Below are 22390 nucleotides of genomic sequence, written 5' to 3' on the forward strand. Positions count from 1 at the left end.
GGCTCGGTAGCCGGCTTCAGCCGGTCTTGATCAGCTTGAACGGCATGGTGATGAACAGGACCTTGCTGCTGCCGCAGTTGCCGCTGACGCCGGTCGTCGAGTCCTCGCCCATCAAAGTGGTGGACGTCGGGTCCATTCCGCTGCCATCGTCGGTGGCCGGATAGAAGCGGAACACCTGCAATCCCGGACCGGCGCCGCCGTCGGGGCACGGCTGCCACCGGTCAACCATCTTCTTGACGAACCAGACCCCACTTCTCTGGTAGATCGGTGCGTTCCAGCCGAAATCACTGCTCACCGATCCGGTGCATTCGCCGGGATAGCTACACGTCGTGGTGATCGACCACGTGCTGCGAATGCTCGCCTCGTCGTGATAGATGTCGTTGGTCTTCGCCCACTCGCCGTTCGACGTGGCGATGTACGTGCCGTTGAGACCCCACTGCGGGGATGCCCCGGCGACCGACGGATCGACCATGCCCAGTGCCACGGCAGACACCATGCCCGCAACAAATGAGGTCCTGGACAACCGCATAACCACTCCTTCATGGTCGGCACGCGCCAGCGGCGCAGCAGGTTTCACCTTCTCTCCTCCCGCCCGCGATGACAGCGGCCCTCCCGCCCAGCGGACGATGCGCTGGCGAAACGCGCCGGCGGTGGCATGGTGGCGGCCATGCGGTCTTCTGCGGCAGCAGCGGCGGTCACGGCCTTGCTCCTGGGTGCTCTCACCCCGGCAACAGCGAACGCCGATCCGGACGAGTGCAACGACCCCTCCTGCGTTCCCGGCATCACCGGTGGTGTCGTCCTGGGCGCACCGTGTGCCGACACGGCGCGCTATGTGTTCGGCACGACGTCCTGGGGCCGGTTGGTGTTCTGTGGGTCGCCGCGCCGGTACGAGCCGCGCTACTTCCGGTCACCGCCCTTGAAGGGCGTCCGCGCGGAGAACTCGCCATGCGAAGGGGCGCTGAACACGGTCGCACAAGCCCCAGATGGGCTCTTCCTGACCTGCATTGCCGTCGAGGGCTCCACCCGGTGGGTCCGAGGTGATACCTGAGATGCGCGCAATCCGCCTCCGCGCTGCCGGATGTGTCGTCGTCGTCCTGTGCGCCGGTTCAGGCACGCCCGCTCAAGCCGATGACGAGGTGCCGCTGCACCGGGTGACCTATACCGTGACGGCCGAACTGCCCGGTCATGCCGCCGTCTACTACCGCGACACCGACCCGCCGACGTGGGCTGACTACAGCCACAATCCCTATCAGTTCAGTCCCCGAGATGACATCAACCTGGCACCGGGAACACCGTGGATCCGCGACGCAATGCTGGCCGACCCGGCCCAGTGGGCGATGGTCACGGTCACCACCGCGGGACAAGTGCCCGACGACCGCCAGATTCTGCGCTGCCAACTGAGCGTCGACGGCATCCAAGTCAGCCAAGCCGAAGGGGCCCGCGGGGCATTGTGTTCCGTACGCCATTGGTGAGGCATCACGGACCGGCCGGAAGGTGACCGCTGGCCGGGACGGCGGAAACCGAGGGCGATCGGCCTGCCTTAGCGTGTGGCGACTGTCACACGTCGAGCCCACAACCGGCACCTGGAGGAATCATGCCCGTTCTCAGCAGCGCAGCCCGGACGGATGAAACCGAAGACACAGCCTCCGAGGCGGATTGCGGGGAGAGTTCGGACGAGGATGCGACCGACCCGGCCTTGGACCCAACCCAACCGGCCGAACCTCGCCGACGACGGCCGAAGCTCAGCACGGTGCTCGCCTACATCGCCGTGTCGGCCGGCATCGCGATGCTCGCCGTCAGTGGATACCTGCTCCGGGAACACCGGGCATACGAGCAGGAGCAACAACGTAGGGACGAATTCGCCAGGGCCGCTTCCCAAGCGGTGATCACGTTGATGTCGATCGACAGTGCCAAGGTGGCCGACAATGTCCGTCAGATCATCGACAACTCGGCCGGGCAGTTCCGCGACGATTTCCAAGCGGAGGCGGACGACTTCATCAAGACGGCGCAAGCCTCGAAGGCGGCGACCAAAGCGACCGCGCAGGTCGCCGCGGTCGAAACGATGACCGCGAACTCGGCGACGGTCCTCGTGACGGCCGCGACCACCGTCAGCGATGACGCCGGCGCCAACCAACAACCGCGGAGCTGGCGGCTGAGCGTCGACATGGAGCGAGACGGAGAACAGATCAAGTTGGCGAAGGTGGAGTTCATCCCATGAGCAGCGACGGTGCCGCGACGGAACAGACCATCGGAGTGCGGGGACGTCGGGTGCGACGGTGGTGGCGCTCGGTGACTGTGACCGCGTTCTTGATAGGTGCCGCCGTGGTAGCAGCCGTTACCTATCTTGGTCCCACCCGTAGTGATCAGGAGACCACGGCGGCGGCCGCGCAGGCCCTCGACGCGGCGAAGCAAGGTGCGGTGGCGTTGCTGTCGTATACGCCCACCAGTTTGGGCGACGATCTCGCCAAAGCTCGAACCCACCTAACCGGAGAATTCCTGACCTACTACAGCCAGTTCGCCGACCAGATACTCATTCCGGCGGCCAAACAGAAGGATGTCCACGCCACTGCCAGTGTCGTTCGGGCCGCTGTCATCGATGCACACGCGGACACCGCCGATGTGTTGATCTTCGTCAATCAGAACACCACCAGCAAGGACAATCCCGTATCCGTGCCGGCGGCCAGCAGCGTGAAAGTTGGGCTCACCAAAGTCGATGGTGCATGGCGCATCTCGTCTTTCGATCCGGTCTGACCGGTCCGGATGTGTGAGCCGCCCGACTCCCGTTGAGCGGAAAATCATCTCCGGCCCGGCAGCGTGTCCGCGCATCCTGGTGGTGTTCGGTTGGGCACGGGATGAAGGGGCGCGGCGTGACGAGAGCTGACCACGACGTGGTGACGTATGAAGTCAACGGCAGCGTTGCCGTGGTGACGATGAACCGGCCCCAATACCGCAACGCGCAGAACTCGGTCATGACATACGCGTTGGACGCGGCGTTCCAGCGCGCGGTCGAAGACGACACCGTCAGCGTCATCGTGCTCGCCGGCAGTGGTGAGCACTTCAGCGCCGGCCACGATATCGGAACCCCGGAACGCGACCATCACGTGTCGTACGACAACAAGGCGGCATTGTGGTGGGACCACGTCGACAAGCGCGGTGGTGACCAGCGTTATGCGCGCGAGATGGAGGTGTACCTCGGCATGTGCCGGCGGTGGCGCGAGATCCCCAAGCCGATGGTGGCCATGGTGCAGGGCGCGTGCATCGCAGGCGGATTGATGCTGGCCTGGGTGTGCGACCTCATCGTCGCAGCCGACGATGCATTCTTCGCTGATCCGGTGGTGCGCATGGGGATTCCCGGGGTCGAGTACTTCGCGCACCCGTGGGTGCTCGGCCCGCGGTTCGCCAAGGAGATCCTGTTCACCGCAGAGCGTTTCACCGCCGCGCGTGCGTATGAGGTCGGGATGGTCAACCGGGTGGTGTCCCGCGAAGCGCTGGAGACGGCAACGCTCGAACTCGCCGAACGGATCGCGCAGATGCCGGCGTTCGGCCTGGCGCTGACCAAGAGGGCCGTCAATGCGTGCGAAGACCAGATGGGCCTGCGCAACGGTATGGAGAGTGTCTTCGGCCTGCACCACTTCGCACACGCCCACAACGCAGAGACGGGATCCGGATCGCTGGGCGGAATGGACGTCAAGGTGATGGCCGCCCGCAACGTCACATCAGGGTGAGTTCGAACGGATAGGTCAACGCGCCTCCCGGCGCACCACCACACCCGGTGTCAAAGGATGAGGTGAGGGATCCGATATGTGACCGCGCATCCCATTCATAGACGTCACGGGTGGGGATCACCGGGCCGTAATAGACGTCACCGCAGCGCAATCCGTCGGGAACGTCGACGGTCAGTGTGTAACGTCCGTCGGTGAGCTGGGCATCACCCGCATAGGGGAAAGCCTTGGCAATGGGTTGCGGAATGGCCTGAACATGCACGCATTCGCCGTCACACCCGGAGAGATTCCAAATCCAGGTATGGAAGTCGTAGCGGCCGTCGACGTGCATCGTGAAATTGCCATGTGGTGTGTCGGCCGCGGCAGAGGGCGCAACGAACACCGGTCCCAGTACGATCGCCAGGCTGAACACCGCTCGTCTCATAGCGTGAACACTGGAAGCGCCGAGACGTGCGGGCGGTTGCAGCGTCCGGTGAGTGGGAGTAGCTCCACCACGTGCATCACTGTCCCACAGTGTGGCCGAACTACACCGATTTGGTGACGCCGACGTAAGACAGTACGACATCCGACTGGTCGGTGCGCCTGATCAGCGTGGCGTACGAGCGGATGAAGGACTGTCCCACGCAACCGTCGATCTTGACGTGGAAGTTCGTGATCATCACCCAGGGATCCGCGCTCTTGAATTCCTTCTTGTCGACGGGCACCACAATCACCAGACCGGGTTTGAGTCCGACGGTGATGACTCCGTTGACAGGCGTCGAAACGGCCGGCACCACCGTCGTCGGCAGGGCGGCCAGTGGTCCCGATACGCCCAGCGTTGGGGTGATGCCCGCGCTTCCGGCCATCGTCACACCATTGGAGGTGCTCATGTCGATTCCACAGCCGATTTCGTAGCCGACCTCGAACACACCGCGGGGCTCATCGGGTCCACGTAGTGAGCCGATGAAGGTTCCGCTGGAGAGGTACTCGCGAGATGAGACCGCGGTTGTCAACGGCGGTACCGGCACCTGTGACTCGTCCTTGGCGCCGAGCGTGAGGGTCCAGCCGTCAGGGGTGTTGACGACGGCGGGCTCGTTGGAAGCAACGCGGCCGTCGTCCGGGGCCGTCGTCGCTGCGACGGGCTCGACATCGGGGTCAGCCTGCGCCGGCGATGTGACGGTCGCAGAGATGACGATGCACATGGCGGCAGCGAGCGATCGGCGGACGACCTGGGCCATCTGCGTCATGGCGACACCGTAGGCGGCGCCCGATTCGGAGCGGCGGACTCGCGGGCGCGGCATTCCGGGTCGATGTTGATTCGTAACGGGAAAGCGATCTATAGCCCGTTCGTAATGGAAACCGCCCGATCTGAGGTGACATATCCTGGAGGGCAGGTCATCGCAAGCCGAGGGGGCAACGGATGAGAACCCGTCTTTGCGTTCGTGCTGTGCTGGTGAGTGCACTGAGCGTTGTCGCCCTTGGTCATGCTACCGGCGTGGCTGTCGCGCAACCGGATCCGTCACCGCCCTGGGTGCCGTCGATCATCGATCAGTTGATCACACAGACGCCTGTGCTGTCGGTGGATCCGACCGACCAAGGTGGGCCGGCAACACAATGGGGCGGGTTCGGGATGTTCTGCCAGAACCAGGGTGTCTCGTGTCGCTGAAGACGCCCGCAGCGCCCTGAAACCGCTGAGTTGCCTATCTCAAACCCGGCATGGGTCCGTGGTCCTTGAGGTAGTCCTGCACTCCTTGGACGCAACCGCGTCGGAGCTCGCGGTTGCGACGGAGGCGTGGATTGTCGCCCAAGTTGATCTTTCCGATCAACGCCAGATGGCACGCGTCGTCCGGGTCCTGGCCCATTGCACTCACCGCACCGGCCTTGTGGTAGCCGATGTCGTAGCCCTCCTGGTACCAGTCCGTGGAGGACGTGTTCTGCGCCAAGACGTACCAACCGATGCCACCCGCCACCAGGACGACGGCGGCGATCACGGCGATGATTCGGCTGCGTGTCTTGTGCCTGGCCTGCGCCGCCGCCACATCGTGGACCCACTGCGGCGGCACGTAGAGTCCGGGCGCGGGATGTGCTTGTTGCGGAACGGGTTGACGGTGCTCCGTCCACTGCCGCCCATCCCACCAACGCAGCCCTCCGGTGGTCGGGTCGGGGAACCAGCCTGGGGGAGTGCCGGTGCTGTAGGTCATCTAGACCTGACCCGTTCGCACGTAGGTGTGCCACCATTCGGCATAGGCCTGGGCCTGTTGCGCGTCCTGGTTCAGCTTCTTTCGGGATTGCGAGTTGTGAATGAGCGCAACCCAATTGAGGATCAGGATCGACAGAAAACTCCACCAGCCGACGATGAGGTTCTGGGTCTGAGCCGATCGCAGCGCGGCGTCGCATTGCGCATAGGTCCCCTGGACGGTCCGGCGCTGGTTGAACCAGAAGATCAACGCACCGATATGGCTCATCGTGGTGACCTGGAAGATCGGCACCTCCGGCGGAGGCGGATAGCCCGCGTGAGGATTCGGCTGCTGAATCGGACCTGCCACGCGATTTCCCCCTTTTGTCGTGCTCCCCGTCTAGCAGCTTAAGGGCACGCCGGCGGTGGTCGAGACACGAATCCGGCCGGGCCGTTACGCCGTGACCGCGCTCAGGGCCGCATCCAACGTCGGCACCACGCCCAGGACGCCCGCGAAGCCGATCAGATCGAGCGGGCGGGCGGTGGCCGGCCCGTCGGCGACAACCGCCAACCGGGTGCCGGCGGGCAGGGCGTCATGCGCGGCGACCAGCACGCCCATGCCCGTGGAGGCCAGGAAGTCGACGGCGCTCAGATCGACGATGACGGCTTGCGGGGCCTTCGCCATGATCGCTGTCAGGGCGGCTTCCAGCTGCGGGGAGGTGATCATGTCGACGGTCCCGGTCACGGCCAGCACGGTGACGGCACCGATCTGGCGTTCGGCGATGGTGCAGGTGGCTGGATCTGGGCTCATGGCCGCCTCTCGGGTGCGCTGTGCTTCTTCAGCCGACGATAGCCGCGGTCGCCACGGGGTCGGATGCCGGTGCGGTCAGCAGCGCGGCGAGCATGGTGACGATCTCGTCGACGGAGCCAACCGAGTCCGCCGACCGCTCACGTTCGGCGAGCAGGGCGAACATCGTGGTGCCGAGGGCCGCGATGCGGCGGCGCCGCGCCGAGGAGTCTGTGGTCGGCACCGCGCGGGCCAGGCGGTCCAGCACCTCACCCCAGGCCGAGTTTGGCGCCCCGTCGGTATCGGTAGGCAAGTACACCGCCGAGGCCCGGAGGAATGTTGCGTAACAATCGCTCTCGACGGTCGTCAGGGGGAGCACCAGCACGCGCAGCAGGGCGTGGACATCGGCGGTGGGGCCGATCGCGTCGAGCATGAGCCGTCGTTCGCGCTCCATCGGCTCGAGCCGGCGCCGCACCACGGCATCGATCAACTCCTGCCGGTTGCTGAAGTAGTAGTTGACCGCGGAGTTGTTGCGCTGGCCGGCGGCGAGTGCGATATCGCGCAGCGGCACCTGGGCGCCGCGCGCGGCGATCAGTTCTTCGGCCGCATTCAAGATCGCGGTCCGGGCTTGCTCACCTCGCCTCATGAGCCGAATGGTAATCACGGCTCACGAAATAAGCGAATGTGCTTAAATTACCCCGGACGACTTGAGGAGGCGCCATGACGACAGACATCGACGACGTCCGCGAGATCGACACCGGTCGGCCCATGCAGCGCTTCGCGCGTGGGTGGCATTGCGTCGGGCTGGCCGCGGACTTCCGCGACGGGACGCCGCATGCCGTCAACGCGTTCGGCACCCGGTTGGTGGTGTTCGAGGACTCGCAGGGCCGCCTCCAGGTGCTCGACGCCTATTGCCGGCACATGGGTGGTGATCTGTCGCAGGGTTCGGTGAAGGGCGATTCGGTGGCCTGCCCGTTTCACGACTGGCGCTGGGACGGCGCGACCGGTAAGTGCTCGCTGGTGCCCTACGCCAAACGCACTCCGCGGCTGGCCCGTACCCGGCGCTGGCCCACGGGTGAGGTGAACGGCCAGCTACTGGTATGGCACGACCCCGAGGGCTCCCAGCCCCCGGCTGAGCTGTTCCCCCCGACCATCGACGGCTACGACGAGGGGCGGTGGTCACCGTGGTCCTGGAACTCGATCCTCATCGAGGGCTCGCACTGCCGCGAAATCGTCGACAACAACGTCGACATGGCGCACTTCTTCTACATCCATCACGCATACCCCACCTACTTCAAGAACGTCATCGAGGGACACACCGCCTCGCAGTTCATGGAATCCAAGGCGCGCCCCGACACCACCAAGAACTACGAAAAGCTCTGGGAGGGAACAAAGCTGCGCTCGGAGGCCACCTACTTCGGGCCCGCCTACATGATCAACTGGCTGCACAACGACGTCGCGCCCGATTTCACGATCGAGGTGGCCCTGATCAACTGCCACTACCCGGTGACCCACGATTCGTTCGTCCTGCAGTGGGGCGTGGCCGTGCAGCTGATCCCGGGCATGCCCCCGGAGAACGCCGCCAAGCTCGCCAAGGCGATGAGCCGGTCGTTCGGCGAAGGTTTCCTGGAGGACGTCGAGATCTGGAAGCACAAGAGCCGCATCGACAACCCGCTGCTCACCGAAGAGGACGGCGCGGTGTATCAGCACCGGCGTTGGTATGAGCAGTTCTACGTCGATCTCGCCGATGTCACCAGCGATATGACCGATCGCTTCGAGTTGGAGGTGGACACCACGCACGCCAACGAATTCTGGCGGCGCGAAGTGGCCGACAATCTCCAGCAGGCCGGGGCGTGATGGCCGACCTGCAACACAAGGTCGCGTTCGTCACCGGGGCGTCGTCCGGACTCGGAGCCGAGACGGCCCGGCTGCTGTCACGCCAGGGCGCAACCGTTTTCGGTATCGGCAGGGATGCCGCCCGCCTGGCGGAGGTGTTCGCCGACGTGCCCCACGGTTCCTACGCCGTCGTCGACGTGACCTCCGCGCAGGCCTGCCGCGACGCGGTGCAAGAGTGCGTCGCGCGGTGGGGCGGCCTGGACATTCTGGTCAACGTGGCGGGCCGACATCAGATGCGCCGCGCGGAAACGCTGACCGATGAGGACTGGGCCGAAGACCTCGCCGTCAATCTTACCGGCCCGGCGTCGCTGTGCCGGGCCGCCCTACCGCATCTGCTTGACCGCGGCGGGAACATCGTCAACGTCGCGTCCATCGCCGGGGTAGAAGGTCAGGCGTACTCGGCCGGGTACTGCGCGGCCAAGCACGGCCTGATCGGGCTCACCCGAGCGCTCGCGGTCGAGTACACCAAGGACCGCCTTCGGGTGAACGCCGTGTGCCCCGGTGGGATGCTCACCCCGCAGATCGAGCAGTTCAGCCCACCCGAGAATCCGGACTTCGACCTCATCCTGCGCTCCGCCGCGCCACGCGGATTCATGCAACCGCTGGACGTGGCCAACATGATCGCCTTCCTGGCCAGCGATGCGGCGGCCGCCATCCACGGTGCGGTCTACCGCGTCGACAACGGCAAGGTTGCCGGCTAGCGGCGGGAACTCAGCCCACCACCGTTCCGACGAGAAGCCCGATGGCGTAGGTGATGGCCAGGGCCAGACCGCCGCCGACGATGTTGCGAAGAACGGCTCGACCCCGCGGCGCACCGCCGAGGCGTGCCGACACCGAGCCGGTGATCGCGAGGGCCACCAGGACAGCGACCACGGTGACCGGGATCCGCGCGCTGGGTGGGGGCAACAGGATCGCCAGCAGCGGCAGCAGAGCCCCGGTGATGAAGGCGGCCGCCGAGGAGAAGGCGGCTTGCCAGGGGTTGGTGAGATCGTCCGGGTCGATCCCGAGTTCGGCTTCGACGTGGGCCGCGAACGCATCGTGCGCGGTGAGTTCGGTCGCGACCGCCTGGGCTGTCGACTCGGATAGGCCCTTCGCCGCATAGATCTGCTTGAGTTCCTCCAGCTCGGCCGCCGGGTCGTCGCGCAGCTCGCTGCGCTCCTTGGTCAACAGGGCCCGTTCGGTGTCACGCTGCGTGCTCACCGACACGTATTCGCCCAGCGCCATCGAAACCGCGCCGGCCGCCAGCCCCGCGATACCGGCCATCAGGATGGGGCCGCGTTCCACCGTCGCCGCGGCGACACCGACGACGATGCCTGCGGTGGAAACGATTCCGTCGTTGGCACCGAGCACCCCGGCTCGCAGCCAGTTCAGCTTCGAGGAGACGGAGCCGGTATGCGGCTCGGCGGGATGCGACATGGCCATCAGATTATGCAAGGCACAGCCGCTCTGCCAGCAAATGTAGCCTCACCAAAGTGTTGGCGGGCAAGGGTGTTCGGCCGACTGCGCCACCACGGCGACCGGAACTAGGGTCTTTGTGCTCTAGTTCCGGTCGCCACCGTTGCGCAGGGTTGAGGTGTTCGGGCGTCAGCACGGCGACATGGCTGTGCCGCCGCCAAGCCGTCATGGAAAGAAGGCCGCGTGGTAGCCGAAGCACCCCCGATCGGAGAACTCGAGGCACGGCGTCCGTTCCCGCAACGGGTGGGCCCCAACGGCAACCTGGTCTACAAGCTGATCACGACGACCGATCACAAATTGATCGGCATCATGTACTGCGTCGCGTGTTTCATGTTCTTCATGGTCGGCGGCCTGATGGCGTTGCTGATGCGTGCCGAGCTGGTGCGGCCGGGTTTGCAGTTCCTGTCCAACGAGCAGTACAACCAGTTGTTCACCATGCACGGCACGGCGATGCTGCTGTTCTACGCCACCCCGATCGTGTTCGGCTTCGCCAATCTGGTGCTGCCGCTGCAGATCGGCGCCCCGGATGTCGCTTTCCCGCGGCTGAATGCACTGTCGTTCTGGCTGTTCTTCTTCGGCGCGCTGATTGCGCTTGCCGGGTTCATCACTCCCAACGGCGCAGCAGATTTTGGCTGGACCGCCTATACGCCCCTCTCGGATGCCGTGCACAGCCCAGGCGCCGGGGCCGACCTGTGGATCCTGGGTATTGCCGTGGGCGGTCTGGGCACCATCCTGGGTGCGGTCAACATGATCACCACGGTGGTGTGCATGCGCGCCCCTGGTATGACGATGTTCCGGATGCCGATTTTCACCTGGAACATCTTGGTGACATCGGTACTGGTCCTGGTGATCTTCCCCTTGCTGACCGCGGCGCTGTTCGCGCTCGCCGCCGACCGCCGACTGGGTGCGCACATCTATGACCCCGCCAACGGCGGCATGGTCCTCTATCAGCACCTGTTCTGGTTTTTCGGCCACCCCGAGGTCTATGTCATCGCGCTGCCGTTCTTCGGGATCATCAGCGAAGTGGTGCCGGTGTTCTCGCGTAAGCCGATCTTCGGTTACACCACCCTGATCTACGCGACGTTTGCGATCGGGGCTTTGTCGGTGGCCGTGTGGGCGCACCACATGTACGCCACCGGAGCCGTTCTGTTGCCGTTCTTCTCGTTCATGACGTTCCTCATCGCGGTGCCCACCGGGATCAAGTTCTTCAACTGGATCGGCACCATGTGGAAGGGCACACTCACGTTCGAGACACCCATGTTGTTCGCGGTGGGCTTCATGGTGACGTTCCTGCTCGGTGGCCTGTCCGGCGTGCTGCTGGCCAGCCCGCCGCTGGACTTCCACGTCACCGATTCGTATTTCGTGGTGGCTCATTTCCACTACACCTTGTTCGGCACCATCGTGTTCGCCACCTACGCGGGCATCTACTTCTGGTTCCCGAAGATGACGGGCCGCCTGCTCGACGAACGCTGGGGCAAGCTGCACTTCTGGTTGACGTTCATCGGTTTTCACACCACCTTCCTGGTGCAGCACTGGCTCGGTGACGAGGGCATGCCCCGTCGGTACGCCGACTACCTGCCCACCGACGGGTTCACCACGCTCAACGTCGTCTCGTCGATCGGCGCGTTCATCCTGGGCATCTCGACGCTGCCGTTCGTGTGGAACGTGTTCAAGAGCTGGCGCTACGGGGAACCGGTTGTGGTGGACGATCCGTGGGGTTACGGCAACTCGCTGGAGTGGGCCACCTCGTGCCCGCCGCCGCGGCACAACTTCACCGAGCTGCCCCGGATCCGGTCCGAGCGGCCGGCGTTCGAGCTGCACTACCCGCACATGGTCGAGCGGATGCGCGCCGAGGCGCATGTGCGTGCGCCGGGGCACACCGACCAATCCGGCGCGCCCGATCAACTGACTTCAGATCATCCGCGGTAGAGCCGCAGCGACCGACTGCTGGGGCACGTTCTGGCGTGCCACCAGCACCGCCAACTCGGCGCGATCGGCGTGCGTGGTGCCACCCATGATCGATGCGATATCTGATGACCGCACACCCTCGACCACCACGACGCCACCGATATCCGGGTTGGCATGGAGGAACTGAGCAATGCCGGTGCTCGCGGAAATCGTGGAAATCGGGTAGATGCGCAACGCAGGGAATCGGTGCTTCCAGTCCGACACCAGGTCGTCCAGCGCCTTCTCAGGTGGCGCAGCGTGCCCATGGAGCGCCACACCGACCGCCAACACCGGCCAATCCCGGTACCGTGCCTCGGCCGACGCAGCGGCGACGACAGCCGAATCGTCATCCGTTCGGCTATCCACCGGCACGATGACCCACGGCTGCGCCTCGTCGGCGGGCGAGCCCTCGTCACGGCGGATGATCCCCACCGGGCAGGCCGCCAGTTCGGCGAGCGTTGCCGCCGTCGAACCCAGCACCGACCGGGCCACTCTGCCCATGCCGGACGATCCGACGCAGATCATCGCCGCGTCGCTGGATTCGGCGAGTAGCACGCCGGACGGTGAGCCTTCTGCGATGGACGACTGCACCGTCACACCCGCGTCGTGTTGATCGATGACACGTCGCGCCGATTCCAACGCATCCTTGGCGCCGTCCACTCTCTGCCGGTACTCGTCGGCCGACAGCGGGCCCGTCAGATCGGTGCGGATCACATAGACCAGGCGAAGTGCGGTGTTCTGGCGTAGCGCCTCACCGACCGCCCAACGGGCCGCATTCTCGGCCTGTGCGGATCCGTCGATACCGACGATGATCGGCTTGGTCACGGACGTTGACATCGGATGTCCTCCTGTATCGGATCGAATGTGGCAGTCAGCGTGTGGATTCGGAGCCGGCACCGACGGCACGGACACCGGCGGCCGGTCGTTGCGGCATCCATCCGATCAGGGCCAGGTAGAAGCCCAGTACACCGATGACTACAAAACCGATGCGCCAGAAGGTTTCTGCGCCGATCGTGTGCTCGGCAACCGTGGCGAAGACGGCAGGGAAGGCCAGCAGCAGGACGCCGCGCACCACCATCATCCACCCGAGCAGCGACACGACGATCGCCGCGAAGCCACGCCAGTACGGATGTAGGGAAACGACCACGAGTCCGGCCAGCAGCACGAAGGCGCCGACCACCCACGACCAGACCGGCGTGGATTCGAAGTCGTCGAGCAGATGCGTCATGTCCCAACCGCGTGCCGTGACGGTGACGGCGATGATGGCGAAGAACGGACCGAGAACGCGGGCGAAGGCCCGGGTGGCGGCGGTCGGTGACGATGCTGGCGACATCATGGTGGTGGGTGTCCTTCTGGCCGAAACTCCATCACATGTGAAAGAGGCTTGCGCGGCGACAGGGTGACGGGCCAGGACGACGAACTCATCGATGCACCATCAACTTCCGCCCCGGCTCGACCCACCCTGATGAGGAGTTGCGGGGTGCCGCGCTGGCCGATCAAGGCACGCAGCAGTTCCCTGGGCTGAGCGAGCTCGGTCATGTGGGAGAGCGTGCAGGAAGCATGGCCCGCCAGCGTGCACTCGAGCAGAACGGCCGAGAGCGCCTCCCCACACCGCAGCAGGTCGTGGTGGGAATCCTCGTGGGAGGTGGACAGCACCACGACCTCGGAGCGGTCGCCATCCGGACTCCACCAGGCCAACTCGGACCCAAAGGTGTGGTCGTTGTGCCGGATCTCCGCAGTGAGCCTGGACATTTCGGCCAGCTGAGGCCGGTCGACGGTCAACACCGTGTCGAACATGACGTGGTAGGGAATGACCGTCTGGCGCAGCCTCACCTCCAGGTCCGGCCAGGCCGCCGGCGCGCGGAAGTGGTTCAGATCGGTGCGGCGCGCCAAGATCGCCTCGGCACGCGCACAAGCCCGGGGCGATACCTCACCGGCCACCGGGCGAACGCGGATGGTGGCCAGGTGCAGCGGGACATCCGGGTTCGGAAATCGCTGAACCTCGGCTTCCCAGCCCGAAGCCGACAACGCGACCACCAGATGATCCAGGGCAGCACCACAGCTCAGATACACCTCGCGTCCGAGCGGATCGATGTTGGTCAGCGCTCGACCGATGTCGGCGTAGAGGTGAAGCGTCGAAGATCCTTCGGCCACCCAGCGCCAGGGCTGACTGTTGTAGAGCGACGGTGCGCGGCAGGCCATCTCCACCGCGTCGCACAGGACCCGTGCCTTGAGTTCGGTTCCGGTCATGCCGGGCACCTCCTCCGGACATCCGGAAAGGCGCCTTGTGCCCTGCGGCGCAGGGCGTCCAAGTCGTACACGTCGAAGCCGCCAGGTGTCGTGACGAGCCAACCGCGCTCGACGAACTTGGCGAGCGCCTGGCTCACGGCCTCGCGCCGGGCACCGGCAAGTTGGGCGAACTCGTGCCTGGTGAGCGAGTGATACACATGCACGGTCGGGTCGACGTGCTGGCCGAATCGGTCGGCGAGACCGACGATCTGCCGCGCAACCCGGGTCGCAACGTCGGCGGCGACCACGTCGGCGATCTCGGACTCGCGTTCTTGCACTTGACGAGAGAGCGCCTGTAACCACCGCTGGGTGAGATCGGGATGCCGGTGCGCCAACCGCCGTAGCGACGAGCCGGTCAGCCATCCCGTCCGTACCAGCGTTTGGCACGTCGCGCTCTCGCCCCGCGGGCCGGGGTCGAATATCGACAGTTCTCCGACAACATCGCCGGGGCCCTTCACGTCGCGGACCACCTCGCTGCCGTGTGCCACCGTGCAGGACATCTTGACCAGGCCCGAGATGATCACGTACACCCGATCGCCGGGCTCACCCTGACCGAACAGCCGATGACCGGAAGGGAAGTCCGCGAGGTGAAAGGCGGTACCGCATATATCGGCGAGATGCGTTGCCATCTCGGTGCCCTGCCCGTCGAACAGCCAGCTGCGCATGACGACGGACTCCCACGTCGCCCGCGGCATCGGTATCAATGGATGAAGGCGGGTGACAGCGCTGCCATCGGTCTGCACACTCATGGGTCGACTCGCTCGGCGGTGTTCTTCACGGCGGCCGTCCCTTCGGTGTCGGATCTCTTCCCGCAGACCATCGTGCATCGCGGGTCGGCTCATAAAGGAGGGTCCAAAGTCCTCAGTCGGGTACCGAGTATCTCCTCACCCATTCGGGACCTTCGCCTCTACGCGCGGGTCGGTCCTGGGCGAAGAGTCACTGCATGGACCAGTTGTCCCCCTTGGATGCGGCATTTCTGGAAGCCGAGGATGCCGACCGGCATGTGAGCCTTGCCCTCGGTGCCGTGGCGGTGCTCGAGGGCCCCATGCCGGTCTATGACAGCATCGCGGATTCGATCGCGACCCGAGTCGCGAAGGTGGCACGGTTACAGCAGGTCTTGCTCACGCATCGGCTGGATCTGGCTGCGCCACAGTGGAAAGCAGATCCACATTTCGATCCGTATCACCACATTCACCGCGCGGCACTTCCGCACGGTGGCGACGACGGGGCGCTGTTCCGGTTCGTTGCCGACGTCATGGAACGCCGCTTGGACCGCGATCGGCCGCTCTGGGAATGCTGGATCATCGAGGGTGTCGAGGGCGGACGCTGGGCATTGTTGATGAAGATGCACCATTGCATCGCCGACGGAATCGCCACCGTGCAGGTTCTTTCCGGGCTCAGCGATCAGGGAAATCGCGGGACCTTCGCCACTGAGATCCGTGCCGCGGCGGTGAACGCCGACGCCGGTCCGAAGGCGGCAGGCATCAACCTGAACCCGTTGGGTTGGGTGAATGCGGCGTGGCGAGGCGCGGCCGCGTTGCCCGGCGCGATGGCCACGACCCTGGCCGGGGCTGCGCAGCTCGCGATGGGATTGCTGGATCCGGCCGCCGGGTCGTCCTTGAGGGGCCCGGTCACCACGATGCGGCGCTACAGCGCCGCACAGGTTCGGCTGCGGGACGTCGAGAAGGTCGCCAGCGTCTTCGACGTCACGCTCAACGACGTGGCCTTGGCGGCCATCACCTCCAGTTACCGGGACGGCCTGCGGCGTCGTGGCACCGAGCCGCAGCGAACGTCACTTCGGACGCTGGTACCGGTATCCGTCCGCGACAATAATGCGTTGGAGCGAACCGACAACAGGGTGTCCTTGATGCTGCCGCTGCTTCCGGTGGAGAAGCAGGATCCGGTGCAACAGCTCCAGTCGGTGCACCGCCGACTGGCGAGGTCGAAGAGGACAGGCCAGCGGGAAGCGGGGAGCATTTTCGTGGGCGCGGTGAGCGCGTTGCCCTTCCCCCTGACGGCCTGGGCGGTACGGATGCTCATGCGGTTGCCGCAGCGTGGTGTCGTCACGCTGGCAACCAATGTGCCGGGCCCGCGGCGCCGGCTCAAGATCATGGGTTGCCGGGTGCTGCGTATCCTGCCGGTACCGCCGATTGCTCTGCAGCTGCGTACGGGAGTCGCGATCCTGAGTTACGCCGACGGTCTGTATTTCGGAATCACCGCCGACTATGACGCCGCCTCCGATGTCGACGAGCTGGCACGCGGCATCGAACGGGCGGTGCAGCGGCTCACCGCCCTCGCAGCGCATCGGTAGCCGGCGCGGTGGTACCGCAATAGTGACCGAGCGCGGGACCATCGGCCACCTCAGGTAGGGACTTTCGTCGCTATCGGCTGATCAGGAGGGTGAATACCGTTGGCCGCGTAGGTAAGTCCACCTTTCGAAGGAAACACGATGACCCAAACCACGAAACCCCAGCCACCGGCGACTCAGTCGGTCGATCTGTTCGACGAGGTTCGAGAATCCGCCCGGGCGGGCCAGCATGCGGCCGCCGAGGCGCTGCGCAAGTTCAGTCGTACCCTCGACGAAGCGATTCCCGAGGCGGTCCATCCCCTGCGGACCAAGATCATCGACGCGGCAGTCGACTTGGCCGACACCTTGGCGGCCGCCCAATACCAATTCAATCGCAAGCTCATCCGCAGTGCCGACCGTACGTTGACCCGCACAGACGCCGACGAGAAGTGAACCGCGCCGGGGCGAGCCGTGACCCCGCGCGGCTCGCCCCGGCTGCTCGGGATCACCGGGGAACAGGACGTGCCGTGACCACCTTTTTGCGCAGCAGTGACGCGTTCATCTGGTCGATCGGTGCCGATCCCCGCATGCGGTCGACGATCGTCTCGTTGATGCTGCTGGACCGATCACCCGACTTCATGACCGTTGTCAGGCGTTTCCGAGGTCTCAGCCACCACGTGCCGATGTTCCGTGGCCGGGTGGTGCCCTCGCGGTGGCCCCTGCCACCGCGCTGGCGGCCCGACCCCGAGTTCGACCTCGCCTTCCACGTTCGCCGGGTGGGCGCGCCCGGCGCGGGCGACCTCGATGCGGTCCTGGAATTGGCCCGGGTGGCCGCGATGGCAGATTTCGATCCGGCCCGTCCGCTGTGGGAAGCGACGGTCATCGACGAGATGACCGGCGGGGGAGCAGCGTTGCTGTGCAGGATGAACCACGCGCTCACCGACGGCGTGGGTGCCGTCGAGATCAGCCGGTACCTGTTCGATGATCCGCGGCAGATCGGCTGCCGGCCTGCATGTGCCGTCACCGTCCCGCCGGAATCAACCTGGCTTCCGACGATGAGCCCCATCGGCGAGGTTGTGTCGGCGTCGGTTGGAGCGGCAGTGCGGGCACTGCAGGGTTCGGTGCGCACCATGCCGGGGCTGCTCGCCCACGCGACCCGGCATCCGGCCGGCTCGGTACGGTCGGCGGGCGCGACCGCCGCATCACTGTGGCGCGCCGCCGGCCCGCACCGGCGTGGATCGCCGTCGATGTCTGCGCGCAGCAGCGTTCGTACGGTCTTCGTGCACGAGGTGCCGACCCGGGCGCTGCACCGGGCCGCAGCGGTCGCCGGTGGCTCGCTCAACGACGCCTTCCTCGCCGCCGTCGTCACGGGATTGCGGCGCTATCACGCCGACCGTGGCACGGTCGCGGAATTCATGGTGACCATGCCGATCAATCTGCGCAACGCGACGGATCGGCCGGGCGGAAACCGGACAACGTTGATGCGGTTCCGCATTCCCGCCGGACCGGCCGATCCCGCGGTGCGGATGCACGACATCCACCGGTTGGCCGGTGCCCAGCGCGCGGAGAAATCCCTGGCCTACACCTCGGTACTGGCCGGCGCGGTGAACCTGGCACCGCGTTGTTACATCCGGTCCCAGTTCGGGAATGTCGACTTCATCGCCAGCAACGTACCCGGCCCGGCCACGCCGGTAAGCCTGGGTGGTGCCGCCGTGCGGCGTCAATACGCCTTCTCGCCCACGCTCGGGTCGGCGTTCAACGTCACGCTGTTGTCCTACAACGAGGTGTGCGGCATCGGATTCAATGTGGACACCGCGGCGATACCGGATGTCGAGCTGTTCCGCGAGCACCTCATCGCCGGCTTCGACGAGGTGGTGGCGCCGCTCAGGTGAGCGTGCGGCCCGATTCACCAGTGTCACGGGCGTTCTCGGCCGGTAATTCCCGGGTCAGGTGCACCGCCGTCATCTTGTATTCGGGCGTGTGCGTCGTCGGGTCACGTCCCGGGCCGAGCAACGCGTTCACCGCGACGTCCGGGCAGCCGAAGGTGGTGAACACCGTTGCCGGCGGCAGGCCGTCGTCGAGACGGCACGGCATGGTCGCTGCGCCGTGGCGACTGCAGATGCGGACGGGGTCTCCTTCGACCAGGCCGAGGGCCGCCGCGTCCCCTGGCGATATGTCCAGAACGGGGCCACCGGTCAATGCGGCCGTCACCGATCGGCTTGTCATGGTTCCGGCATTGAACGCGTACAGCTGACGGCCCGTGATCAGGGTGAATGGATAGCTCTCGTCGTTCATTTCGGTGCTGCGGCGATAGTCGACGCGGCGCAAGGCGGCGCGTGCTCCGATTCCGGGAAAGGCGTCGGTGTGCAACACCCTCGTCCCGGGGTGCGAGCTGTCCGGACATGGCCATTGGAGGCCGCCGGGGTGGTCCAGGCGGGCGTAGGTCATGCCGGCACCGGCGGGCCAGACGCGACGGATCTCATCCCAGATGTCTGCGGGCTGCCGATACGAGAACGCCTGACCCCAACCGCATGCGGCAGCGGCAAGGCTGATGATCTCGGCGTCGCTCTTGGCCGATCCCGGCGCCGGTACCGCAGCCCGGACCCGTTGGACGCGACGTTCGGAGTTCATGAAGGTGCCGTCCTTCTCGAACGCCGACGCCGCCGGGAGGAACACCGTGGCGCAGCGCCGGGCTGTCTCGTTGAGGAAGAGATCCTGCACCACGAGGACCTCCAGCTGATCCAGGGCCTGCCGTACGACGCCGGTCTGCGGCTGGGTCAGCAGGATGTCCCATCCGATCACCCAGAGGGCCTTCACGGTGCCACTCCCGGCGGCATCGAGCATCTCCATGGCGTCCAGTCCGGTCGCATCGGGAATCGGTGCCGCCCAGATGCCGGCGGTGTGATCCTTCGCCGTTGCCAGCGGGACCGAACCGGTCAGGTGGTGCGGTTCGCACCCCATCAGGGCGGCGCCTTGCACATTGTTCTGACCGCGCAGCGGATTGCACCCGGTGCCCGGCTTCCCCACATTGCCGGTGAGCAGGGCCAGATTGGCCAGGCACATGACGGCTTCGGTGCCCTGCACCTGCTCGGTCACACCCAGGCCGTGAAACTGGAGCGACGGGCCCTGCTGGGCGTACAGGCGTGCGGCGCGCCGGACGTCGGCGGGATCCAGGCCGGTGACCTCTACGGTCCGCTCCGGCACGTAGTCCGCGATGAACGCGCCGAAGTCATCGAACCGGTCCACCCGCCGAGCCACGAAATCCGCTGCCAGCAAACCTTCATCGAGAATCACGGCCGCCATCGAGTTCAACACCGCCACCACGGTTCCCGGCCGCGGCCGGAGATGGACGTCGGCGTATCGGGCGAGCTCGATGCGACGCGGATCGATCACGATGAGGTGTGCTCCGCGCAGGACGGACTGCTTGATGCGCGCTCCGACGATGGGGTGCGCCTCGGTGGTGTTCGAGCCGCACACCATGATGGTGCGGGCCATTTCGATGTCGTCGAACGAATTCGTCGCGGCACCGGTGCCGAACACCGACTTCAGGCCCGCGGCGCTCGGCGCGTGACACACTCGCGCGCAGCAGTCGATATTGTTGGTGCCCAGCGCCACCCTGGCGAATTTCTGGGCCAGATAGTTCTCCTCGTTGGTCGCCCGTGCCGAACTCAGCACTCCCACCGCCGCCGGGCCGCTCCGATCGAGGACCTGCCGGAAACCGGCGACCGCCGCGGCGATGGCTTCATTCCAGTCGACGGAACGCCACTGCCCGGCGGCGTCGCGCACCATCGGCGTGGTGATCCGATCCGGCGAATGGGTGAAGCCGAACCCGTAGCGTCCCTTGACGCAGAGGTGGCCCCGATTGACCGGCGCATCGAAGAGCGGGCGGATCTCGGTGATACGACCGTCACGGGTACCGACCGACATCTCGCATCCCACCGCACAGTACGGACACGTGGTGCGCGTCCACGCGGTCGGCGGCGCCGCGCTCGCCGCCCCGGCATCGGTGAGGGCCTCGGTCGGACAGGTGTCGACGCACGCTCCGCACGAGACACACGAACTCGCAGCCAAGGTGGCGCCCGAGTCGGGCACCACCTTGGACTCGATTCCACGGCCGTCGATGCGCCACACGAATTGGCCTTGCACCTCGTCGCAGATCCGCACACAGCGCCAACACGAGATGCAGCGGTTCAGGTCGACGTGGATCGCCGGATGCGACTGATCGATCAGCTCGAGCATCGTGGTGCCGGCCGGGACGACAGCGTGGTCGGTGAGAAGCCGATGCAACGGCAGGTCCGGCGAGTCGGCCACCGCGGCGGCCGAATAGCGCCCAACCAGCATCTGTAACAGGCTTTTTCGGAGGGCGTGCAGGGCAGGGGTGGCGGTACGAACGACCATCGCATCGGTGACGGGCGTGGTGCAGGCGGCGGTCGGCCGGTCCGCGCCCGCGACGTCGACCACGCAGAGCCGGCATGTGCCCGATGGGCGCAGTCTGGGATCGTGGCACAGGGCGGGGATGTCGATGCCCGCTGCGCCGGCTGCCGACAGGATCGACGTGCCGTCGGGACAGGTCACCGCCAGCCCGTCAATGGTCAGTCGGGGCACCGTAGAGCTCCTTGCCGTAATGGGTGATCACGCTGAGGGCGAAATCCGCGAGGCCGCCGCCGTGCCCACACAGGCTGGTGGCGGCCAGCGTCTGCACGATGGATTCCCATTCGCCGCGCTCCGACCGGGCCGGCGGCCGGCTGAACAGGGTTTCGATGCGGGCCGCGCCGACCCGGCACGGCGTGCAGGCGCCGCAGGATTCATAGGCTCCGAACCGGAACACGTGGTGCACCAGATCGACGATCGAGGTGCTGTCATCGAAAGCGATGATCCCACCGTGGCCTACACCGGCACCGATATCGCGCAGCGGGCCGAATGCGAACGGCACGTCCAGATGTGCCGGCGGCACGATACCGGCGAGTGGACCACCGACGATGACACCGCTCAGTTCACCTGCCACCCCGCCACCGAGATCGTCGACTATCTCCCGCAAGGGGATTCCGAATTCCACCTCGTAAAGCCCGGGGCGGTTGAAGACCGAGTTCAGCGATACGGCCTTGGTTCCCCGGCTGGATCCCGACCCCATGGCGGCGAACTCGTTGCCACCGTGGCGCAGAATCCACGGCACACCGGCCAGGGTCTCCACGTTGTTGACGACGGTGGGCAATCCGAACAGTCCTGATTCCGCCGGATACGGGGGTCGCGGTCGGACCATCGGACGTCGGCCTTCCAGCGCATTGAGGAGTGCGGATTCTTCGCCGCAGACATAGCTGCCGTGGCCTTGGGCGACGGTCACCGTCACACCACGCGCCCGGCCGAACGCCGCCGGACCGAGGATACCGGCGTCCTCGGCCTCGGCCACCGCGGTACGCACGGCCGCCAGCGCGCGCGGATACTCCCGCCGGACATAGACATACGCCAGTTCGGCGCCGATGGCGAAGGCTGCGATGGCCAAGCCCTCGAGCATCGCGTGCGGGTCGTTCTCCAACAGGATGCGGTCGATGTAGGCGCCGGCATCACCTTCGTCCGCGTTCACCACGACCACACGCGGGCCGGCCGGGCCTGTCCGCGCGGAACGCCACTTACGGCCGGTCGGGTAGCCGGCGCCACCCCGCCCTCGCAACCGGGCCGCCTCCACCTCGGCCACGGTGGCCTCGGCGCCGATGCTCAGGGCCCGTCGCAGACCCTGATAGCCGCCGTCACGGAGGTACGCCCGCAGATCGGGAGCTCCACCCATGGCGCAGCGACCGAGGATAACGGCGGTGCCACAAGCGACCTCGACGAGAGGCTCGGTCGTGTCATCACCA

25 protein-coding genes are annotated in these 22390 nt (G+C 66.1%); 11 read left to right on the forward strand and 14 right to left on the reverse strand.

All coding sequences use genetic code 11. The annotated features are described in order from the left end of the window. Positions 1-16: 16 nt before the first annotated feature. Positions 17-496, reverse strand: a complete 480-nt coding sequence (locus BN977_RS28540) for an Rv2253/PknI dimerization domain-containing protein (protein WP_234709680.1) — start codon at positions 494-496, stop codon at positions 17-19. Positions 497-667: 171 nt separating this feature from the next. Here BN977_RS28540 and BN977_RS31605 point away from each other — a divergent pair, with 171 nt between their 5' ends. The 5 genes from BN977_RS31605 (at position 668) to BN977_RS28560 (ending at position 3725) form a co-directional block, all read left to right on the forward strand. Further along, positions 668-1048 carry a hypothetical protein gene (locus BN977_RS31605; protein ID WP_084172780.1) on the forward strand — a complete coding sequence of 127 codons (381 nt, stop codon included), beginning with the start codon at positions 668-670 and terminating at the stop codon, positions 1046-1048. A 1-nt stretch (position 1049) separates the two neighbouring features. Next, positions 1050-1472, forward strand: coding sequence for an Rv2576c family protein (locus tag BN977_RS28545; RefSeq protein WP_051561973.1), 423 nt, complete (start codon positions 1050-1052; stop codon positions 1470-1472). A gap of 122 nt (positions 1473-1594) precedes the next feature. After that, on the forward strand, positions 1595-2218 hold the full coding sequence (locus BN977_RS28550) for an Rv1363c family protein (protein WP_191262575.1): 624 nt from the start codon (positions 1595-1597) through the stop codon (positions 2216-2218). Then, complete coding sequence (locus BN977_RS28555; RefSeq protein ID WP_191262577.1) at positions 2215-2751, forward strand: Rv1363c family protein; 537 nt, start codon at positions 2215-2217, stop codon at positions 2749-2751. The genes BN977_RS28550 and BN977_RS28555 overlap by 4 nt, the downstream gene beginning before the upstream one ends. A 116-nt stretch (positions 2752-2867) precedes the next feature. Continuing rightward, on the forward strand, positions 2868-3725 hold the full coding sequence (locus tag BN977_RS28560) for an enoyl-CoA hydratase (RefSeq protein WP_234709681.1): 858 nt from the start codon (positions 2868-2870) through the stop codon (positions 3723-3725). Here BN977_RS28560 and BN977_RS28565 read toward each other — a convergent pair. The 6 genes from BN977_RS28565 to BN977_RS31610 form a co-directional block, all read right to left on the reverse strand. Beyond that, on the reverse strand, positions 3712-4146 hold the full coding sequence (locus BN977_RS28565; protein WP_036403314.1) for a hypothetical protein: 435 nt from the start codon (positions 4144-4146) through the stop codon (positions 3712-3714). The genes BN977_RS28560 and BN977_RS28565 overlap by 14 nt on opposite strands. A gap of 100 nt (positions 4147-4246) precedes the next feature. Next, positions 4247-4939 (reverse strand): MspA family porin, encoded by a 693-nt coding sequence (locus BN977_RS28570; RefSeq protein ID WP_036404698.1) that lies wholly within the window; start codon positions 4937-4939, stop codon positions 4247-4249. A 462-nt stretch (positions 4940-5401) separates the two neighbouring features. Further along, a complete protein-coding gene (locus BN977_RS28580; RefSeq protein ID WP_036403318.1) occupies positions 5402-5902 on the reverse strand; it encodes a DUF2510 domain-containing protein in 501 nt (166 codons plus the stop codon). Then, positions 5903-6247 carry a hypothetical protein gene (locus BN977_RS28585; RefSeq protein WP_131590232.1) on the reverse strand — a complete coding sequence of 115 codons (345 nt, stop codon included), beginning with the start codon at positions 6245-6247 and terminating at the stop codon, positions 5903-5905. 84 nt (positions 6248-6331) lie between these two features. Next, positions 6332-6688, reverse strand: coding sequence for an STAS domain-containing protein (locus tag BN977_RS28590; RefSeq protein WP_036403321.1), 357 nt, complete (start codon positions 6686-6688; stop codon positions 6332-6334). Between the two features lie 28 nt (positions 6689-6716). Then, positions 6717-7310: a TetR family transcriptional regulator gene (locus BN977_RS31610; protein ID WP_051561981.1), complete on the reverse strand. Its 594-nt coding sequence runs from the start codon at positions 7308-7310 to the stop codon at positions 6717-6719. Positions 7311-7384: 74 nt separating this feature from the next. Between BN977_RS31610 and BN977_RS28600 the strand changes: the two genes are divergently transcribed. Further along, complete coding sequence (locus BN977_RS28600) at positions 7385-8521, forward strand: 3-ketosteroid-9-alpha-monooxygenase, oxygenase component (protein WP_036403323.1); 1137 nt, start codon at positions 7385-7387, stop codon at positions 8519-8521. Continuing rightward, positions 8521-9261 carry an SDR family NAD(P)-dependent oxidoreductase gene (locus tag BN977_RS28605; RefSeq protein ID WP_036403325.1) on the forward strand — a complete coding sequence of 247 codons (741 nt, stop codon included), beginning with the start codon at positions 8521-8523 and terminating at the stop codon, positions 9259-9261. The genes BN977_RS28600 and BN977_RS28605 overlap by 1 nt, the downstream gene beginning before the upstream one ends. A 10-nt stretch (positions 9262-9271) precedes the next feature. On the opposite strand, the gene BN977_RS28610 is transcribed toward BN977_RS28605, so the two are convergent. Next, a complete protein-coding gene (locus tag BN977_RS28610; protein WP_036403328.1) occupies positions 9272-9982 on the reverse strand; it encodes a VIT1/CCC1 transporter family protein in 711 nt (236 codons plus the stop codon). A 216-nt stretch (positions 9983-10198) separates the two neighbouring features. On the opposite strand from BN977_RS28610, the gene ctaD reads away from it, so the two are divergent. Then, complete coding sequence (gene ctaD / locus BN977_RS28615) at positions 10199-11944, forward strand: aa3-type cytochrome oxidase subunit I (protein ID WP_036403331.1); 1746 nt, start codon at positions 10199-10201, stop codon at positions 11942-11944. Here the strand turns inward: ctaD and BN977_RS28620 are convergent. Genes BN977_RS28620 through BN977_RS28635 form a run of 4 tightly spaced genes read right to left on the reverse strand, consistent with a single transcriptional unit; the run spans position 11927 to position 14946 of the window. After that, the gene (locus tag BN977_RS28620; protein WP_084172699.1) at positions 11927-12799 is read right to left on the reverse strand and encodes a universal stress protein; all 873 of its coding nucleotides are present in this window, start codon (positions 12797-12799) and stop codon (positions 11927-11929) included. The two genes, ctaD and BN977_RS28620, sit on opposite strands and share 18 nt — an antisense overlap. A 34-nt stretch (positions 12800-12833) precedes the next feature. Next, positions 12834-13298, reverse strand: a complete 465-nt coding sequence (locus BN977_RS28625) for a hypothetical protein (RefSeq protein ID WP_234709682.1) — start codon at positions 13296-13298, stop codon at positions 12834-12836. Then, on the reverse strand, positions 13295-14212 hold the full coding sequence (locus tag BN977_RS28630; RefSeq protein WP_036404710.1) for a nitroreductase family protein: 918 nt from the start codon (positions 14210-14212) through the stop codon (positions 13295-13297). Before BN977_RS28630 ends, BN977_RS28625 begins: the two co-directional genes overlap by 4 nt. Continuing rightward, on the reverse strand, positions 14209-14946 hold the full coding sequence (locus tag BN977_RS28635; protein ID WP_051561988.1) for a Crp/Fnr family transcriptional regulator: 738 nt from the start codon (positions 14944-14946) through the stop codon (positions 14209-14211). The genes BN977_RS28630 and BN977_RS28635 overlap by 4 nt, the downstream gene beginning before the upstream one ends. A gap of 248 nt (positions 14947-15194) precedes the next feature. Here BN977_RS28635 and BN977_RS28640 point away from each other — a divergent pair, with 248 nt between their 5' ends. The 3 genes from BN977_RS28640 to BN977_RS28650 all read left to right on the forward strand — a co-directional run bounded on the left by BN977_RS28640 (position 15195) and on the right by BN977_RS28650 (position 18430). Further along, positions 15195-16562, forward strand: coding sequence for a wax ester/triacylglycerol synthase family O-acyltransferase (locus BN977_RS28640; protein WP_036403333.1), 1368 nt, complete (start codon positions 15195-15197; stop codon positions 16560-16562). A gap of 138 nt (positions 16563-16700) precedes the next feature. After that, positions 16701-16991, forward strand: a complete 291-nt coding sequence (locus BN977_RS28645) for a hypothetical protein (RefSeq protein WP_036403334.1) — start codon at positions 16701-16703, stop codon at positions 16989-16991. Positions 16992-17065: 74 nt separating this feature from the next. Further along, positions 17066-18430 carry a wax ester/triacylglycerol synthase domain-containing protein gene (locus tag BN977_RS28650; RefSeq protein ID WP_036403336.1) on the forward strand — a complete coding sequence of 455 codons (1365 nt, stop codon included), beginning with the start codon at positions 17066-17068 and terminating at the stop codon, positions 18428-18430. On the opposite strand, the gene fdhF is transcribed toward BN977_RS28650, so the two are convergent. Both fdhF and BN977_RS28660 read right to left on the reverse strand, forming a co-directional pair. Continuing rightward, positions 18423-21143, reverse strand: a complete 2721-nt coding sequence (gene fdhF, locus BN977_RS28655; RefSeq protein ID WP_051561991.1) for a formate dehydrogenase subunit alpha — start codon at positions 21141-21143, stop codon at positions 18423-18425. The two genes, BN977_RS28650 and fdhF, sit on opposite strands and share 8 nt — an antisense overlap. Further along, complete coding sequence (locus BN977_RS28660; RefSeq protein WP_234709683.1) at positions 21124-22320, reverse strand: complex I 51 kDa subunit family protein; 1197 nt, start codon at positions 22318-22320, stop codon at positions 21124-21126. Before BN977_RS28660 ends, fdhF begins: the two co-directional genes overlap by 20 nt. Between the last annotated feature and the right edge of the window lie 70 nt (positions 22321-22390).

It is taken from the genome of Mycolicibacterium cosmeticum, assembly GCF_000613185.1.
GTDB lineage: Bacteria > Actinomycetota > Actinomycetes > Mycobacteriales > Mycobacteriaceae > Mycobacterium > Mycobacterium cosmeticum.